A 15051-nucleotide genomic window follows, 5' to 3' on the forward strand; every position below is an offset into this window, starting at 1 on the left:
CCCCCCCCGCGGAGCGGGGCCCTCCGCGCTGCGCGCGGAGCAGCGAAGCTGCTCGCTTCGCTCGCAGGAGTCTCCGCGCTGCGCGCGGAGCAGCTCGCTTCGCTCCCTGCTTTTCCCCCGCTGCGCGGGGGAGCTCGCTTCGCTCGCAGAGATACTCCACTGGTTCCCTTGCTCTCCGCTGCGCGGAGAGCAGCGGAGAGCAAGGGAAGCGCTCGCTGCGCTCGCGGAGTACAAAGCCCGCGCTTCGCGCGGGCTACTCGCTTTGCTCGCTTCTTTCCTCTCCGCGCAGCGGGGAGGACTCGCTACGCTCACAAAGGGATCCAGAGCCCGCTGCGCGGGCTCTGGAAAGGAGTAATGCTCCTCTCTGCGCGAGGAGTTGTCGCGCGCAGCGCGACACAGGACTGGAGGGAGTCCGCGTAGCGGACTGGCATCACTCACGCTCCGCGTGAGCGGAGCGGCTCGCTACGCTCACCACCCCCCGATAGCTCCACTGATATTAGGTCAACTACGCGGGGAAGTAAGCCTGAAGTGCCCGTTGCTCTTCGGGACAGGTGGCTTCCGCTGCGCTCCAGCCAAGTGACAGCCGATCAGAACACTACGGGTGACTGGAAAGAGACACCTCTGACAAACGGAGGACAGCGGTACTGAGCCCGCCGTCTGTGCTTCCGAAGGAAGCAGTGTAGACAATCAAGCACCATTGAGCAGCGTCGGGCCGGCTCCTCCTGCTCAACTCGCCTTTGGCATCACCCATTCCCGGCTGCCCGGCTCCATGGCCCTGTACACGGAGTGGGACTGGGCCGGACGACGTGCGGATCAGCACACTCACGGACGAAGCAGGCCGGTCGCGCGCAGCCCCCTCATCACCAGCCAGCAGTTCCGCACAGCCCTGCCGACCGCCGACCCGCTGGCGATCACTGCGGACACGTCAACAGGTGGACCGCCCGTTCCCTCGGTATCCAGCAGAACCAGCACAACGGGGCAGAGGTACCGATCTCCGATACAGAACAGACATGACTGCACAGCTATCCGCTGCTGACATTGCACATCAACCGCCGGATAGCCGGTGACACAGGAGAAACCGTGCTCATCTACCGGAGACCACAGAAATGGAGCGACCACATACGGCACGAGGTACCGCCCCCGTACAGTCAACTGGTCAATGACGCCGAGGAATTACTGGACGACATGCCGTTGGGTCCGGAGCCTGCCCGATATCTGGCCGCACAGGTACAGGCATTACACGCGGCAGCCCGGCAGCCGGACGGAACACAACCACCGCCAGCACAACACGCCCCGGAGTACCCGGGCACAACAGCACAGTGGCTACCGAAGGAACCCTTCAAGGAAACACACACGCAGCTGAACGCCACACTGCCAGCCGACAGCACAAAAACCGCGCCCCTCACCGACCAGCTGCACGCCTGGCAAACCCACCACACTCTCCCCTGAGGGCATGGCCGCAGACGGCAGCGACTTCGCCGCGATCCACCGCGTCCAGAACACTCTGCTCGGCGCCTGGGGCAACGCAGCGTTCCTCGCCTCCGAGGGCCCGTCCGGCGACGGACATCACCGCCTACCTGACGCGAAGGACAACATCTCAAGGGCACAGGGCGCCGTTTCAGGCCCGGGCCAGGTCACGGGCGAGGTGTGCCCTGCGCAGGCCGTTCTTCCTCAGGCGGCGGAGGTCTTCGGTGCTGCCGCACTTCAGCTGAACGTGGAAGTAGTTGACATGCTCCGACACCGCGGACAGGGCGAGGGCCAGTCCGGGGATGCTTCCTCCGTCGGCGGTATCGGCGACCGCCCACAGGGCGAACAGCACTCCGCAGACGAGGAGGAGGACATTGAGCAGACGCAGGGCCGCGAAGACCCGGGCGCCGGGGAGCGGGATACCCGGACCCGCCAGCTGCACGCGCTTGGCCACCCAGTATCCGGTGCCCTGGACGAGGAGCAGGGCCACCAGCGCGAACCCCACGAGGTTCGGCGGCGTCAGCGGGAAGCCGAGCACCACGAAGGGGATGACGAACTGAACCGGGACGTTGCACAGCTCAAGGGCTGCCAGGGTCTTGAGGTGTCGGCGTAACCAAGCACGTGAACAGTGACTCATCGGCCGAGGGTCTCATTCGGCGAGGCGGTAAATACCTAGTCCTGAGACGGACTTCCGCCGCGCGGCACGGCGGTACACGGTCGTGGACCGTGGGTGCGGTGAATCGCCGGTGACGAGCGCGTTCTGCGTCGCCTCCGGCGATCCACGGGGTGCCCTGCGCGGACAGCGCTCCCGGCCGGTGGGAGAGACCCCCGTCCCCTCCCACCTGTCCAGCACGCCCCACACCCCACGCCCATCTCATGAGCGATGTGTCCAAGATATTGGCACCTGATGAACCCTGAGGTCAAGGAGCTTTTGCATACGCCGCAATCAGCGGCAAACCGGATCCATTCATGGCATGTCCGTAAGCTCAGCCCAGGGGGCGAACGCGAAAGCCCTGGCTCACAGGGACAGTTGACGGCCCGCGGCGAAGACGTGCCGGATGCGGCGGAGGGCGTCCAGCTCGGAAAGGGGGTCGCCGTCGAGGACGATGAGGTCGGCGCGCAGTCCCGGAGCCAGGGCACCGGTGTCCGTCAGACCGAGAGCCTCGGCGGCGTCGACGGTCGCCATGTCGAGGATCTCGGCATGGGTGAAACCGAGCGAGGCGAAGAATTCGAGCATGCCGGCGTAGTCGCCGAAGCGGGCGCCGGGAACGCCGGCGTCGGTGCCCGCGATGAACCGGACCCCGTCCGCCCGCATGTCCTGGATCACCTTGGTCATGGCCTCCGCCCGGCCCGGGCCCAACTGCTCCAGGAACAGGCGCCAGTCACCGGAGACACAGCGGCAGACGGCAACGTCGTTCTCGACGATGCTTCGCGCGACCGCCCGGTCGTAGACGATGCCGTCGGCGGTGCGCCAGGAACAGTGCTCCAGGGTGCGCACACCGGCGGCCACGCACTCGGCGATGGTGTCGGTGCCGTGCGCGTGTGCGGCCACCCGCAGACCGTGACGGGAGGCCTCGTCGACGACCACGCGCAGTCGGTCAGCGGTGAACTGCGGCTCCCACATGCGCGGGCCGGTCGGAGTGAGGGCGCCGCCGGAGGCCATCACCTTGATCAGGTCGGCCCCGGCTTTCGCGTTCCGCGCTATCTGCGTACGGATCTCGTCGTCGGTGGCGACTTCGCCGCCGAGGAATCCGCAGTGGCCGCCGGGCGAGGTCAACGGTGTGGTCGCGGCGAGAATGCGGGGGCCGGACACGGTTGCGGATGCGATGGACTCGCGCAGCGCCACCGTGAGGGCATCGCGGTCACCGAGGTCGCGGACCGTGGTCACGCCGGCGGCCAGCATCTGCTGGGCACGCTCCGCCATGGCGGCGGCGAGCTTGTGGGGATCGGCGTGGGCCACTGTGCGCAGCGGGTCGGGCCCCGCGTCGAAAGCGAGGTGGACGTGACAGTCGATCAACCCCGGCATGACGGTCGCACCAGGGCATCGCAGCCGGGGCACGCTGATGTCCACCGACGGGTCCAGTTCGGCCGCACGGCCCACGGCGGCGATCACGCCGCCGTCCACGAGCACTGCGGCATCGTCGATCACCTGGGTGGCAGGACCGGTGATGGCGCGGTCAGTGAGAATCAGTGTCTTGCTCACGGTGGCCTTTCGAGTAGGCACGGGACAGGGAGACGAGTTCACGTGCTTCGGATTCCAGGTCATTGCCGGAAGGCAGGGCGATACGCGCGGCGGACAACCCGCTGTCGGGATCCTCGCTGGACGGTTTCACCGCCAGCGCGGCGGCGATGTACCGGGCCAGTTGGTCGGGCGGGCAGTGGGCCAGGTCGGCCTGCGGAGCGACCTGCGCGAGATAGGGGCTGAGGCGCACCAGTCCGTCGCGGCATTCGATGAGCCGGCGATAGAACCGCGCGTGGGTCCGGCGAAGCCGGAAGCGACGCCGCCGGGAGCCAACGGGTTCCCTGTGCAGGACGAGTTCCGGGTAGGCGGCGGCCAGCGCTGTCCACAGCGGGGCGAGCTCGTGGTACAGACGGCGGTGGTGCATCACGGACCGCGAGTGTGCGACGAGTTGGGCTCCGGCGGAATAGACGACGCCGAGCAGGACAACGCCCAGCGCCCCGTCGGTCATCGACCAGTTCACGGTGTTGAACGCCTGGTGCGATCCCGGATCGTGGATACGCAGATATACCCAGATCAAACGGTTCACTGCTGTGATCGTCAAGCCGAACAGGCCGAAAGCCATGGCCTGGAGACCGAAAGCCAGGTGGCGGGTTGCCTTCCGGGCATAGCGCACTGCCCACAGCCCGGACGTCAGATAGGCGTAGACGAAGTAGAGGTTGCCGACGACATAGAAGCAAGTGATGGCGGGCTCTGCCATGTACGGCGTGCTCAGTGTGTGCCCGCGCGTGGCGGCGGGTGTGACAAGCATGGCCGCCGTCAGAACGGTCAGCACAGCGGCCAGCAGGCCCACGTTCAGGCGCAGCTGCCGCACATAGCGGGATGTCGTGCCACGGGTGGCGGAGACGAAGAACAGGATGAGCGCGCCCAGACCGGACATGTAGATCCCGTTGAACACGATCTTCCCGACCCCGACCGCGGTGAACGCGTCCACGGCGCGGTTCGCCTCGGGGAAACTCAGGATCTCACCGGCGGCCAGCAGGACCAGGCAGACGACCAGGAGGCGCAGCATCCGGTCGTGCGGGGCGCGCACCAGGTCGACGGATTTCCATATCGCCCCGACGATCAGCATCGCGATGACTGGTTCCTGGAACATCACGTCCACCCCCAGCGGGGGTTCAGAGCGGACCGCAGGGGGTCGAGTTCGGAGTTCTCGGGGGCCCTGGGGGTGATGTAGTCGATGACCACCGCCCACTCTTGGATGGTCGTCGCGACGAGCTCGGCCTCGCGTTCGTAGTCCTCGGTGTAGCAGGTACGGCGGAACCCTCGTGTGATGAATCCGTTGGGGTCTTTTGAGCCGGGGCCGGGGTCCGCCTCCCCGAACTCCTCCTCATTTCGGTGGTCGGCGAGTATGTGGCCGATCTCGTGCAGGATGATGTGGTCCTGGTGCACCCGGGTGGTTTCCTCCTGATAAAAGATGCACTCCTCGTCGGACCGGGACATCCAGACTCCGAACGGACCGGGTATCGGCAATGCCCAGGGTATCAATCTGATCGGTTTTCCCCGGTGCTCGCCCAGCCTGCGGCACAATTCATCCACGCGCAGCGGGGGTTGAATATCGAGCTGACGCAGCAGTCGTCTGCAGTATCGGCGGAGCTCACGCTCACGTACGGCCACGGTGTTCTCTCTCTGATTCGGCTTCCGACACCTTGCCGTGATCGAGTACCTCGATCATCTTGATCAGCTGCTCGCGCATGGTCGGCGTCATCGCGCCCGCCCGCATCGCAATCATCCGTACCTGCCCACTGGCAAGCCGCTCCCGCAACATTTCATCCTCAGGGTCCTCCTGCGCCACCAGGTGATGGACCGTGATCGGAGGTGATCCCGGTTCGCGGTGGTCGTCGAAGAACTTCGCAATACCCTCAAGCACGTTCAGCGTCGGGTTCGTGTGTGATCCGTTGCGCAGCATGGCCAGGTAACTCCGTGACAGAGTTGCCGGGTGCGCCGGGTCCGCGGTGACGGCCTTGGCCACTTCAGCGGTCGAGTACTCCCGCTGACGGCCATGGGCATCGGACCATCTCACCGTCGCGAACAACGTGTTCAACCGCTCGGCCAGCGACCCCGCACGGCCCTGGCCAGCACTCGTTGTCATCTCCACGCTCCCTGATCGGTCCTCCCGTGTCTTCTGTATTGGCTCACTGTATGGCCTGATTGGACACCGTCGTAAGATCGGCCGGCTCCCGCGACGCCGCAGGGGAACGCCGGGCAGAAGCCGGCCGGGGACCCCCGCCGCCTGGCAACACGGCGGGGGCTCCGAGCAGTTGAGAAGGGCATCGTCCGCCTACGGCTCGCCGGTGCGGCTCTGCCGGCCCGGGGACCAGGACCGGTCTTCCGGCCAAAGGCAGGCATGAACGCGCCAGGACTATGCCGAACGCATGTTTTCGGGAGGCCGCGCTGACAGAGTCCTGGAGTGCTGCCCGATCGGGCAGCGCACGGTGCACTACCGGACGAAGGAGTCCCCAGTGAGAAAGAGATCGGTGCGCAAGAGAGCCGCCGTCCTGCTCGCGACCTCCGCCCTCGCCGCGGTCACCCTCGCGGGCCAGGCCACCGCGGCCGCCCCGCACCGCTCCCCCGCGTCGGCCACGGTCCACGCGGCGAAACCGGGCGTCCAGTCGACCCAGATACGCAACGCGCCGTTCGTGCTGAACCCCAACGAGTCGCTGAACTCCGACACGGCCCGGCTGATCATGCAGTCCGACGGCAATCTCGTCATCTACGACGAGTTCGGCAAGGCCCTGTGGGCCTCCAACACCGTCGGGCAGGGCTGGACGGCACGTTTCCAGGAGGACGGCAACTTCGTCGTCTACACCCGCTCGGGCCACGCGGTGTGGGCCTCCGGCACCGCCGGACACCCGGGCTCCCGCCTGGCCGTGCAGGACGACGGCAATGTCGTGATCTACGACGGCAGCCAGGCGATCTGGGCCACCGGGACGAATCACTGACGTCCTGTCCGGCCTCTCCCCGAGGACGGGCCGCCCGCTGCCGGGCGCGTGCCCGTCCGACCGACTCGCCTGAGAACGCCGGAAGATGAGCGCCGTGCCGGAGCGGCCGTGCTACGACGGCCGCCCGGTCGACAGGATGTCGGGAGAGCGGTCACCCGCCGGCGCCGGCGGGTCGCGCGAGACGGACGCGTGCCCACGCCACCGCGGCCCCCGCCGCCGGCAGCGCCACAAGAACGCCCGTGATCTCCGGTTCCCATCGCAGCATCTGGACGACGTACGTGAGCCAGGGCAGCACCGCGAGGCCGATGCCTGCCGCGTACGCGCCGGGCGCGGCCGAGCGCGGGCCGGCGACCGCGAGGACGACGGACAGGGCGAGGACCGGCACCACCGAGGCGATGACGCTGACGAACAGCACGAACCCGCCGCCGAGCACCGGCACGAGCAGCAGCAGGGAGGTCACGGCGGCGAAGACGCCCGCCGCCCTGCGGATCGGGCGGCCGACCGGCGGGATGTCGGGCGGACAGCCCAGCACCAGCACCAAGGACAGGGCGAGGGACAGCAGTCGGCTCGGCCCGTCGAGGACGTACACGCCGGTGGCGGCCTGCTGAACGGCGATGGCGGCGGTGCCGAGCAGGGTCAGCCGGCGTGCGGCGCGCCAGCGTCCGCCGAGCACGGCGGCACCCGCCCCGATGAGGATCAGGTCGGCCGCCGTGATCAGGCCGAGGGAGAGGCCGTCCGGCAGGAACATCGGGTTGCGGAACCAGACGACGCGCATCACCATTTGCGCGAAGACCACCAGGGCGTAGGCGGCGGCCCCGGTCACCGCGTACGGCGCGGCCACGGCCAGGGCCCGGCCCAGCGGGTCCCCCGAGGTGAGCCGCAGTCGTACGCGCAGGGCGTGCCCGGCGACGTCGGCCGCCTCGCGCCGGCGCTCGGTCCGTGAGGCGCCGGCGGTGGACTCGGCGTAGTGGGCGGCGATCTCGTCGCCGTGTGCGCGGCGGTACGCGCGCGGGTAGAGGGCCAGCGTCCACGGCGTGCGGCTCATGCGGTGGCCCCCTTCGGGGCCGGTGCGCCGAGGGAGCGGAGCACGGGCCGGGCGCGCAGGCGGCGTTCGGCCTCCTTCGCGGTGGCGAGGAGCCGTTCGGCCTCGGCGGCGAGCCGTACCCGTCCGTCGCCGGTGAGGGCGTAGCTGCGGCGCAGTCGTCCGTCGACGATCTCCTCGCGGTGCACCTCGATCAGTCCCTCCTGCACGAGCCGGTCGAGGGCGGCGTACAGGGTGCCGGTGCGCAGCCGCACCCGGCCGCCGGAGATGGTGAGCACTTCCTGGACGATCGCGTAGCCGTGGCGCGGTTCGTCGGCCAGGGCGGTCAGGAGCAGCAGGGTGGGCTCCTGGAGAGGTCGGTCAGTCATGATCGGCATCATAGGTCGATCATCGGCATATGGCGAGCGCCGGAATACTCTCCGGCTGTGCGGGGAGCGCGCCGGGCCCGTCCTCGCTCAGACGGTCAGTTCCTGGATCAGCCGCCGGTAGGTCTCGAAGGCCGGTTTGGGCGTGCAGTCGTCGCGGAGGAGGCCGAAGCGGTCGAAGAGTCCGGTGCCGGCCGAGTCCGCGTCGCGCAGGTCGAAGAACGAGTAGCCGGAGACGGCCAGTTCGTCCCGCAGCGCGGCGACGGTACGGACGACGTCCTCGACGACCTCGGCCTGCCGCTCCTCGCTCCGGTCCGGACCGGTGGGCCAGCCGTTCTCGCAGACGCGGACGGGGACCGACGTGCCGATCCCGGCCTGCGGAAGGCTCACGTCGCGGAACTGCCGCAGCACCGCGCGTACGGCGTCGGGCAGTTGGCCGGCGGCCACGGGCCGGAAGACGTCGGGGAAGAAGTCCAGCCCCACGTAGTCCAGCGCCTCGTGGAACCGGTCGTCGGCGAGCGCGCCCAGCTCGCGCCAGAACGTGCTGCCGGCGTCGAAGGCCGGTACGGCGTTGAAGCCGACGGCCACGTCGTGGCCGCAGGAGCGTGCCTCCTCCTTGGCCGCGGTCACGCCCCGTACCAGGGCCTGCAGGACGTTCGGCGTGCTGCCGTCGAGGACGGGGAGGTCGGCGTTGGGCTCCTCGCAGATCTGCAGCGTGGCGATCCGCGCTCCCTGGTCCCGTACGGTCTTCCGCACGAACTCCAGCCAGCCGTCGACCTCCCCGGACGGCTCACGGAACTGCAGTACGAGGTCGAGCTTGCGGCCCTCGCCAAGGTAGCGCGTGGGCTCCGCCGGGGTGAAGGCCGCGTCCGGCGCGTCCTTGGCGTACGGCTGGTACGCGCGCACATGCAAGGTCCGTGCCCCGCCCTGCAGTTGTCGCAGCGCGGCCGTGATCCGCGCGCGTCCGCGTACCGCGGAAGCCGGTGAGCCAGATCACTAAGGAGAACCTTAGGGGCAGTTGTGGAACGGTTCTGAACCGTTCCCACCTTTTCCCGTGTTTTCGCCGCTCCCGGGGGTCCTATCCGCGTGGAGCCGCGGGAGCCGGACGCCGGCACCCCGCCCCCGCTACGGCTGAAGAGAGGACCCACCCCCATGTCCCGTACCCGTCCCACGAGCACGGCGGCCGTCGTCGGCACCGTGACCGAGGCCCTCGGGCTGCGCAGCGTCAAGCAGCCCGACGAGATCTGCCACGTGTTCCTGCGCGACGGCGAGACCCCGCAGGATCCGCTCACCTACCGGCAGTTGGAGGAGGACGCGCGCTCCAGAGCCGCGGCCCTTCAGGCCGCCGGGCTGCGCGGCGGCGACAGCGCCCTGCTCGTGTGCCCGACGGGGCCGGAGTTCGTCCGCTCGCTCCTGGGCTGCATGTACGCCCGGGTGGCCGCCGCCCCCGTGCAGGTGCCCACCCGGCAGCGCGGTCTGGAGCGGCTGCGCCGCATCGCCGACGACGCGGGGACCGATGTCGTCCTGACCACCCGTGCCGTCAAGCAGGACCTGGAGCGGCAGTTCGGCCCTGTGCTGGAGCAGAACGGCCTGCGGCTCGTCGACGCCGGGTCCCTGCCCCCCGCCGCCGGGTGGGACGGTCCCGCGCCGGCGCCCGAGGACATCGCGCTGCTGCAGTACACCTCCGGCTCCACCGGCGACCCCAAGGGGGTGATGGTCTCGCACGCCAACTTCCTCGCGAACGTCGCCGAGATGGAGGATGCCTGGCCCACCGGGCCCGACGGCGTCGTCGTCTCCTGGCTCCCGCTCTTCCACGACATGGGCATGCTCTTCGGGGCGCTGTTCCCCGTCTGCTCGGGGATCCCCGCGTACGTGATGGAGCCCGCCGCGTTCGTCCGCCGGCCGCTCCGCTGGCTGAAGGCGATATCCCGGTTCCGCGGCACGCACGCCGCCGCGCCCAGCTTCGCCTACGAACTGTGCGTGAAGGCCTGGGAGGAGGCGGACGAGGACACCCGGGCCGGGATCGACCTGTCGTCGTGGCGCGTGGCGGTCAACGGTGCCGAGCCCGTACGCCTGCGGGCCGTCCAGGAGTTCAGCGAGACGTTCGCCGGCGCGGGGTTCGCGCCGGAGGCCATGACGCCCGGGTACGGGCTGGCCGAGAACACGCTCAAGACCACCGCCGGTACCCCGGACCGGAAGCCGACGGTGGTGTGGGCCTCGTCCGCCGCGCTGCTGGACGGGCGGCTCGAACTGCGCGACGCGGCGGACGAGGGCGTCCAGCCGCTCGTCGGCTCGGGGGTCCCCTCGCACGCCACGCGCGTCGTCGTGGTCGACCCCGACGCCCGTACGCCCCTCGCGCCCGGCCGGATCGGCGAGATCTGGGTCAGCGGTCCGTGTGTCGCCCGCGGATACCGCGGGCGTCCGCAGGAGACGCGGGAGACGTTCGGGGCGCGCCTCGCCGGACAGCCCGACGGCCCCGACTTCCTGCGCACCGGTGACCTCGGCTTCTTCCACGACGACGAGCTGTTCGTGGCGGGCCGGTCGAAGGACATCATCATCCGCAACGGCCGCAACTTCTATCCCCAGGACATCGAGTTGTCGGCGGAGGACTCGGCTCCCGGACTGCACCCCAACTGTGCCGCGGCGTTCTCCGTGGACGACGGTGCCACGGAACGGCTCGTGATCGTCGTGGAGGCGGACGGGCGGGTCCTGCGGGACACGGGTGCGGAGCGGCTGCGCGAGGCCGTGCGGCTGGCGGTCGACGACCGGCAGAGGCTCAAGGCCGACGAGGTGCTCGTCATCCGCCGCGGTTCCCTGCCCCGTACCACCAGCGGCAAGGTCCAGCGCCGCGCGTGCCGCGCGCTCTACCTCGACGGTGAGCTGGCGCCGGTGGCCACGGTGCGGTGACGTACGTCAGGTGTTCGTGAGGTGTCTCAAGGGCTCCTCCGGGTTCTCCCGGAGGAGCCCTTGCGCGGGCTCACGGTCATGCGGATGTCGTCCGCGGCCCAGAGCACGAAGCGTTCGACCGGGGTCACCTCGTGGCCCGGTACGGGCTCGAACCGGAAGCGCTTGAGCAGGACGGCCAGGACGAGTGCGGCCTCGACCATGGCCAGGGCGGCGCCCTCGCAGCTGCGCGGCCCGAGTCCGAAGGGGATGTAGGCGAGCCGCGGCCGCTTGGCCACCTCGTGCGGGGTGAAGCGTTCGGGCTCGAACTTCTCGGGGTCGGGCCAGTGGTCGGGGTTCATGTGCACGGCCCAGAACGGGTAGAAGACCGTGGTACCGGCCGGGATCTCGTAGTCGCCCAGGACCAGGTCCTGCGTCGTCTCCCGCGCCCCGTACGGGCCAGGCGGCCGGAGCCGCATCGATTCCTTGAGGACCACGTCGAGATAGGTGAGCCGCCGCAGGTCGGCGTACTCGGGTGCCGCGCGGTCCCCGAGCACGCGGTCCAGTTCCTCGGCGACGCGTGCGGCCGCCCGCGGATGCCGGCCCAGCAGGTGCAGGGTCCAGGAGACGGCCACGCCGGTGGTGTGGTGGGCGGCCAGCATCGCCACCATGACGGTGTCGCGGATCCGCGCGGGCCGCTCTCCGGCCTCGACGAGGGCCCCGATCAGATCGCCGGCGTCCGTGCGGCTTCCGCAGCGGTGCGCCGCGACGACCTGGCCGACCGCCGCGCGCAAGGAGGCGAGAGCCTCCTCCGCCCGCCTGCTCCGCTCCTCCTGCCCGTCCTGGGACGGCACTTGGTAGAGCCGCCCCAGGTGTTCGGTGAGCACCGCCTCGAACGCGGCGACGATCCGCTCCGGGTCCTCGGTGTCGCCTCCGAGCGCGTACGCGCAGATCATCCGCAGCGACAGCGCGGTGAGGTCCTTCTGCAGTTCGACGGGTTCGCGGCCGGCCCGCTCCGCCCAGCGGTCCGCGAGCGCTGTCACGAGTTCGGTCAGCCGCGCGAAGTGCCGTTCGTGGGACGGCCGTCCGGCCAGTACCGACAGCAGCAGGCGGCGCCACGGGGTGTGTTCGTCGGCGGGCATCACCTGGAGGTTCCCCGTCTCGAACAGCGGGGAGAGGAACGCGAAGAGCGGCTCCGGCCGTTTGTCGATCCGGGCCGTGGCCTCCAGCAGCACGGGGTCGGCGATCGATACGGCCGTTTCCGCGCCCGGGAGCTGGAACCGTACGACGGGTCCGTACTCGGCGTGCAGCCGTAACTGGTAGGTGTGCAGCCCGCCCGCTGCCGCGACGGCGCCGGCTCCGCCGTCCGTACAGGGCTCGGGGCCGGGGATGTCCATGGCCGGTCCTCCGCAGTGCGCTCGGCTTGTGGGAGACCACTGTCTCCCTGATCGGCGCCCGAGTCAGGGCCTTTCGCAGAACGTTCCCGGCAATGGGTCGAGGGCCGCTTCCGGAAGAAGCGGCCCTCGATCTCCAGTGGAGCTAAGGAGAATTGAACTCCTGACCTCCTGCATGCCATGCAGGCGCTCTACCAACTGAGCTATAGCCCCGTATCCCTGTCCCCGGGTTTCTCCCGGCGACAGGCAAAAGATTACATGACCGCCGCCGTGCTTCACCAAATCGCTTCCGGCGGCAGCGGAGGCCGGTGATCCGCATCACTGGGGAGAACCCCAGGTGCGGCCGTGGAAGAGTGGTGGGCTGCTGCAAGCCTTTTCCCGCACTGCCCTTTCCCGCGCTGCCCCCGATGAAGAGGTGTCGCCACTCATGACGCAAGCACGAGAAGCCGAACAGCACTTACCCCGTCCCTTCCCCACGGCACGTCCCTCGGGCTGCCCCTTCGACCCGCCCGCCCCGTTCACGGAGGCGCGCGAGGAATGTCCCATGACTCCGCTGCGGTATCCCGACGGACACGTCGGCCGGCTGGTCACCGGTCTGGAGACCGCGCGGGCCGTGCTGGGCGACACCCGGTTCAGTTCGCTGCCGGCCGGGAAGCGCTCTCCGGTGAAGCTGCCCGGTTCCGTGCTGAGCACCGACGTCCTGCCTCCGGGCATGTTCGTGAACACGGATCCGCCCGAGCACACCCGCTACCGCCGCCTGCTGAGCAAGCACTTCACCGTCCGGCGGGTACGGGAACTGCGGCCGCGGATCCAGGAGATGACGGACCGGCTGCTGGACGGCATGGAGGGGGCGGGCGGCCCCGTCGACCTGGTGCAGGCCTTCGCCAAGCCGCTGCCCACGCTGGTGACGTCGGAACTGCTCGGGCTGCCGGAGGAGGACCGCGCACGGTTCGGGCATCACGTCGAGGTGCTCTTCAGTCTCTCCAGCAGCGGGGAGGAGATGCAGCGGTCGATGACGGATCTCGGCGGCATGCTGCACGCCCTGATCGCGGCCGCACGCAGCGACCCGGGCCCGGACATCCTCGGGCGGCTGACCGTCGAGACGGCCCTGACCGACGAGGAACTGCTCGGCATCACGCTCATGCTGCTCATCGCCGGGCTGGAGACCACCACCAACATGCTGGCACTCGGCACGTACACGCTGCTGAGCCACCCTGGCCAACTGGCCGCCCTGCGTGCCGACTGGTCCCTGATGGACGGCGCCGTCGAGGAGTTGCTGCGCTATCTCAGCGTGGTGCAGATCGGTCCGATCCGCGTGGCCGCCGAGGACTTCGCGTTCGAGGGGCACGCGATCCGTCAGGGCGAGGTCGTCACGGTGTCGCTGCCCGCCGCCAACCGTGACCCGCTCGGCTTCGAGGATCCCGACACCTTCGACATCCGTCGCGGGGCGACCCGGCACCTCGCGTTCGGCAACGGTCCGCACCTGTGCATGGGCCACCATCTGGCCCGTCTGGAACTGGCCGTCGGCTACGAGTCGTTGCTGCGGCGCTTCCCCCGGCTGCGGCTCGCCGTCCCGGCGGAGGAGATCGGTACCCGGGAGATGATGGTCACCTACGGGGTCCACGCGCTGCCCGTGTGCTGGTGAGGGGACGGAACGCCCTGCCCGGCGCGGTGACTTCGGGGTTGACGCAGTGCCGCAGGGGTTCCCCCCGCAGGTGGCGGCCGGTCTCCGCCGCGGCGATGGCGGCCGCCTTGTGCGCGACCCGGCGGCTGGCGCCGGCGACGTGGGGGGTGAGGACGGTGCCGGGAGTGCGCAGGAGCGGGGAGTCGGGCGCCGGGGGTTCCTCGGGATAGACGTCGAAGCCCGCGCCGTACAGGTGGCCGGAGGCGAGGGCCTCGCGGACGGCCTCGTAGTCGACGAGGGCGCCGCGGGCGCAGTTGACGAGCAGGGACCCGGGCCGCATCGCGGCGATCTCGCGGCGGCCGATCATGCCGCGGGTCTGCGGGGTCAGGCGGGCGTGCAGGGTGACGATGCGGGAGCGGGCCAGCAGGTCGTCCAGGGAGGTCTGTTCGGCCAGGCCCGCGAGGGCCGCCTGCGGGACGTAGGGGTCGTGGACCAGGACGCGGGCGCCCAGCGCGGTCAGCGCGCGGACGACTCTGCTGCCGATCGCCCCGTGGCCGATGAGTCCGACCGTGCTGCCGTCGATGTCGATGCCGCAGTTGTCGTAGGTGTAGCTGTCGCCCCGCCAGTGGCCCCGGCGGAGTTCGGCGTGGAGCTCGGGGACGCGGCGGGCGGCGGCGAGGATGAGGGCGAGGGTGTGTTCGGCGGTGGCGGCCGCGTTGCGGCCGGGGGCGTGACAGACGGCGACGCCGTGCTCGGTCGCGGCCCGGAGGTTGGCGTTGACGGGGCCGCCGCGGGTGACGCAGACCAGCTCCAGGTCGGGGCACGCGGCCAGGACGCGGCGGGTGATCGGGGCCATCTGGGTCACGCAGATCCGTACGCCGCGCAGGGCGTGGACGATCTCGTCCTCGCTGCCCGATGCCTCGGCCACTTCGGCGACGGGGCCGAAGGGCACGTGCGGCCAGGGCAGCAGCAGTTCGCGGACAGTGAGCGCGGTCTTCGGGGCTTCGGCGCGGACGGCGTCGGCGAGCAGGCCGGGCAGGACGAAGTGGTCGCCTGCGGCGAGGACGGTGGCGGGCATGGCGGTCTCCTCGGGCG

The 15051-nt window shown here is 70.0% G+C and carries 13 protein-coding genes and 1 tRNA gene; 3 read left to right on the forward strand and 11 right to left on the reverse strand.

What is annotated here, in order from left to right:
• Positions 1-1618: 1618 nt before the first annotated feature.
• From ACFP1Z_RS28950 to ACFP1Z_RS28970, 5 genes are all read right to left on the reverse strand, one after another.
• Complete coding sequence (locus tag ACFP1Z_RS28950) at positions 1619-2104, reverse strand: hypothetical protein (protein WP_390320639.1); 486 nt, start codon at positions 2102-2104, stop codon at positions 1619-1621.
• Positions 2105-2485: 381 nt separating this feature from the next.
• Positions 2486-3670, reverse strand: coding sequence for an amidohydrolase family protein (locus tag ACFP1Z_RS28955; RefSeq protein WP_390320641.1), 1185 nt, complete (start codon positions 3668-3670; stop codon positions 2486-2488).
• Positions 3645-4802 carry an MAB_1171c family putative transporter gene (locus ACFP1Z_RS28960; RefSeq protein WP_390320642.1) on the reverse strand — a complete coding sequence of 386 codons (1158 nt, stop codon included), beginning with the start codon at positions 4800-4802 and terminating at the stop codon, positions 3645-3647. Before ACFP1Z_RS28960 ends, ACFP1Z_RS28955 begins: the two co-directional genes overlap by 26 nt.
• Positions 4802-5149, reverse strand: coding sequence for a hypothetical protein (locus tag ACFP1Z_RS28965; protein WP_390320643.1), 348 nt, complete (start codon positions 5147-5149; stop codon positions 4802-4804). Before ACFP1Z_RS28965 ends, ACFP1Z_RS28960 begins: the two co-directional genes overlap by 1 nt.
• Positions 5150-5309: 160 nt before the next feature.
• A complete protein-coding gene (locus ACFP1Z_RS28970; RefSeq protein WP_390320644.1) occupies positions 5310-5798 on the reverse strand; it encodes a hypothetical protein in 489 nt (162 codons plus the stop codon).
• 370 nt (positions 5799-6168) lie between these two features.
• On the opposite strand from ACFP1Z_RS28970, the gene ACFP1Z_RS28975 reads away from it, so the two are divergent.
• Complete coding sequence (locus ACFP1Z_RS28975) at positions 6169-6648, forward strand: hypothetical protein (protein ID WP_390320646.1); 480 nt, start codon at positions 6169-6171, stop codon at positions 6646-6648.
• 151 nt (positions 6649-6799) lie between these two features.
• On the opposite strand, the gene ACFP1Z_RS28980 is transcribed toward ACFP1Z_RS28975, so the two are convergent.
• From ACFP1Z_RS28980 to ACFP1Z_RS28990, 3 genes are all read right to left on the reverse strand, one after another.
• On the reverse strand, positions 6800-7693 hold the full coding sequence (locus ACFP1Z_RS28980; protein WP_390320647.1) for a hypothetical protein: 894 nt from the start codon (positions 7691-7693) through the stop codon (positions 6800-6802).
• Positions 7690-8058 carry a PadR family transcriptional regulator gene (locus ACFP1Z_RS28985; protein WP_390320648.1) on the reverse strand — a complete coding sequence of 123 codons (369 nt, stop codon included), beginning with the start codon at positions 8056-8058 and terminating at the stop codon, positions 7690-7692. The genes ACFP1Z_RS28980 and ACFP1Z_RS28985 overlap by 4 nt, the downstream gene beginning before the upstream one ends.
• An 87-nt stretch (positions 8059-8145) precedes the next feature.
• Positions 8146-8961: a hypothetical protein gene (locus tag ACFP1Z_RS28990; protein ID WP_390320649.1), complete on the reverse strand. Its 816-nt coding sequence runs from the start codon at positions 8959-8961 to the stop codon at positions 8146-8148.
• A 246-nt stretch (positions 8962-9207) separates the two neighbouring features.
• On the opposite strand from ACFP1Z_RS28990, the gene ACFP1Z_RS28995 reads away from it, so the two are divergent.
• Positions 9208-10962, forward strand: coding sequence for a fatty acyl-AMP ligase (locus tag ACFP1Z_RS28995; RefSeq protein WP_390320650.1), 1755 nt, complete (start codon positions 9208-9210; stop codon positions 10960-10962).
• 26 nt (positions 10963-10988) lie between these two features.
• Here ACFP1Z_RS28995 and ACFP1Z_RS29000 read toward each other — a convergent pair whose 3' ends face one another.
• The gene (locus ACFP1Z_RS29000) at positions 10989-12335 is read right to left on the reverse strand and encodes a cytochrome P450 (RefSeq protein WP_390320651.1); all 1347 of its coding nucleotides are present in this window, start codon (positions 12333-12335) and stop codon (positions 10989-10991) included.
• A 137-nt stretch (positions 12336-12472) separates the two neighbouring features.
• Positions 12473-12545 (reverse strand) — tRNA-Ala (locus tag ACFP1Z_RS29005).
• A gap of 331 nt (positions 12546-12876) precedes the next feature.
• On the opposite strand from ACFP1Z_RS29005, the gene ACFP1Z_RS29010 reads away from it, so the two are divergent.
• Positions 12877-13977 carry a cytochrome P450 gene (locus ACFP1Z_RS29010; RefSeq protein ID WP_390320652.1) on the forward strand — a complete coding sequence of 367 codons (1101 nt, stop codon included), beginning with the start codon at positions 12877-12879 and terminating at the stop codon, positions 13975-13977.
• Here ACFP1Z_RS29010 and ACFP1Z_RS29015 read toward each other — a convergent pair.
• A complete protein-coding gene (locus tag ACFP1Z_RS29015; protein WP_390320653.1) occupies positions 13940-15034 on the reverse strand; it encodes a 2-hydroxyacid dehydrogenase in 1095 nt (364 codons plus the stop codon). The two genes, ACFP1Z_RS29010 and ACFP1Z_RS29015, sit on opposite strands and share 38 nt — an antisense overlap.
• Between the last annotated feature and the right edge of the window lie 17 nt (positions 15035-15051).

Source organism: Streptomyces gamaensis, from assembly GCF_042656465.1.
Classification (GTDB): Bacteria; Actinomycetota; Actinomycetes; order Streptomycetales; family Streptomycetaceae; genus Streptomyces; species Streptomyces gamaensis.